General features: G+C 50.9%; 1 rRNA gene. It reads left to right on the top strand.

Annotation, left to right across the window (positions count from 1 at the left end):
• Nucleotides 1-1,013: ribosomal RNA gene (locus C5O19_RS25800) — 23S ribosomal RNA — on the top strand; the annotation flags it as partial.

Raw genomic sequence — 1,013 nt, 5'->3', positions numbered from 1 at the left:
AGCAGGTGACAGCCCTGTAGATGTAAAGGTAGTTAACGTAGCAGGATCCTGAGTAGGTGGGGACCGGTGAAATCCCCTCTGAATCTGGCGGCACCATCCGCCAAGGCTAAATACTCCCGAGAGACCGATAGTGAACGAGTACCGTGAGGGAAAGGTGAAAAGTACCCCGAATAGGGGGGTGAAAAGACCCTGAAACCGCACGCTTACAAGCGGTCGGAGCCAGTTTTCTGGTGACGGCGTGCCTTTTGCATAATGACCCTACGAGTTACGGTTACTGGCTAGGTTAAGTATTGCAGATACGGAGCCGAAGCGAAAGCGAGTCTGAATAGGGCGAAGCAAGTCAGTGGCTGTAGACGCGAAACTTTGTGATCTACCCATGACCAGGTTGAAGTGTCGGTAACACGACATGGAGGACCGAACCAGTTGACGTTGAAAAGTCTTTGGATGAGTTGTGGGTAGGGGTGAAAGGCCAATCAAACTGAGAGATAGCTCGTACTCCCCGAAATGTTTTTAGGAACAGCCTTGGGATTGAGTTATACGGAGGTAAAGCTACCGATAGGACTAGGGGGAGTCAAATCCTACCAAATCCTGACGAACTCTGAATGCCGTATAATATGCCCAGGAGTGAGGGCTGGGGTGCTAAGGTCCCAGTCCGAGAGGGAAAGAACCCAGACCATCCGCTAAGGCCCCTAAATCAGGGCTAAGTTGAACAAAGGAGGTCCGACTGCAGAGACAGCCAGGATGTTAGCTTGGAAGCAGCTNTATTCATTTAAAGAGTGCGTAACAGCTCACTGGTCGAGCGGGGCGGGCATCGATAATAAACGGGCATCAAGTCTTGTGCCGAAGCGATGGAAGTAGTAATACTTGGTAGGGGAGCATTCTCAACGGCAGTGAAGGTGTGGCGGCAAGCCATGCTGGAGCGTTGAGAAAAGCAAATGTAGGGATAAGTAACGATAAGGAAGGTGAGAAACCTTCCCGCCGTAAGGATCAGGATTCCTCAGCTATGCTAATCA

It is taken from the genome of Siphonobacter curvatus, assembly GCF_002943425.1.
Taxonomy (GTDB): Bacteria; Bacteroidota; Bacteroidia; order Cytophagales; family Spirosomataceae; genus Siphonobacter; species Siphonobacter curvatus.
This window is presented reverse-complemented; position numbering and strand designations above follow the sequence as displayed.